Below are 1,510 nucleotides of genomic sequence, written 5' to 3'. Positions count from 1 at the left end.
AACATCAACGAAATGGCGCTGGTGGATGAAGAGGGGCAGCTGGCGGCGGTGAAAACATTCCTGAATAAGGGCAAGGACGAGGATGTAAAATTCACCTTTGAGTTTGACGATGAATTTTAAGGGAGGGCGCAATGGCAGAGGAATATTACAAGATACCGAAAGACCCGCAGTACAGGGCCGCCGCAATCCGCAAGCTGCAGGACAGCGACCCGGCCAGCGCCACCCTGGTTTTTAATCCCTTGATAGAGGCGATGCTGGAAAGCCTGGCCCATGTGCAGGCACACAAGGCGGCGCTGGGTGAGGACGGCAAGGTGGACGCCAGCCAGCTGCCGGAGATGGACGCTTCCAATTTTACCTATGACGGCCAGCCGCTGGATGAATTCCTGGACGAAGTGAAGGAGTCCGTTTCCGTTGACCGTGGCATCCCCCGGACGCCGTACCAGTTTGGGAGCCTTACCTACAACGGGGAAGTGCAAAAGCCTGTCTGGAATGGCTTTGACCCTGCTGCCATGCTGATAAGCGGTATCCAGGAGGCTGCGGATGCGGGCACCTATGAGGTCATATTTTCCCCCAAGCAGGGCTACTACTGGACGGATAACGGGGGCAACGAAAGCCGGAGCAGCTTCTGGACAATAGGCCGTGTAGAGGTGGAGGTGCCCAGCCAAAGCAATTCCCCGGTATATAATGGGGAAAGCCATTCGCCCACCTGGGAGGGCTACCAGCCGGATATTATGACTTTAGCCGGGGACACCAGCGGAATCGGTGCCGGGGAGTATGGGGCAATTTTTATCCTGGATAACAACTACCAATGGCCGGACGGCACGGTGGGCAGCCGGGATGTCACCTGGGCCATAGGGCGGGCCACAATAGCCTCTGTGCCCAGCCAGAGCGGCAGCCTCACCTATACCGGGGAGGAACAAACCCCGGCCTTTACGGGCTACAGCGCCGCGCAGATGGCTATTGCGGGGGCACAGACGGGCACCAATGCCGGAACCTACAAGGTACAGTTTACCCCGGACGAAAACCATCAATGGCCGGACGGCAGCACGGAGGCCAAGGAGGTAAGCTGGGCAATAGCCCCGGCAGCTGGCAGCATAACCCTGGACAAGAGCAGCCTGGAGCTGCGGGCCTCCCTTATGTCGGGGGTTATCACGGTAACAAGGCCGGGTGACGGGGCCATAACAGCTACGTCCGGCAATACCAGCATAGCCACGGTGAGCGTGGACGGGAACGAGGTGACGGTGACGGCAAAGGCGAAAGGCTCGGTGAATATCACCATAGCGGTGGGTGCTGGCACGAACCACACGGCCCCTGCCAGCCAGACCGTAAGCGTGACCGTAACCCTGCCCACCACGGTGCTGAATGATAACAGCTGGGCCACCATCCAGGATGTGGCGGCCTCGGGCAATGCCGCTAATTATTGGAGCGTGGGCGATACGAAAAATATCACTATAAATGGCAAAGTGGGGAATTTCACCTTTGCGAATTTAGCCGTCCAGACCTATATTAT

Annotated in this window: 1 protein-coding gene; it reads left to right on the top strand. The window is 58.0% G+C overall.

Translation table 11 applies throughout. From position 1 onward, the window contains the following. Positions 1-131: 131 nt before the first annotated feature. Positions 132-1,510, top strand: a 1,379-nt coding sequence (locus U8U01_RS17185; protein WP_322176807.1) for an Ig-like domain-containing protein, incomplete at its 3' end; no start/stop codon positions are given.

It is taken from the genome of Acutalibacter caecimuris (assembly GCF_034335085.1).
Classification (GTDB): domain Bacteria; phylum Bacillota; class Clostridia; order Oscillospirales; family Acutalibacteraceae; genus Acutalibacter; species Acutalibacter caecimuris.
The sequence above is the reverse complement of the archived record's forward strand: the minus strand, read 5'-3'. Positions and strand labels throughout refer to the sequence as shown.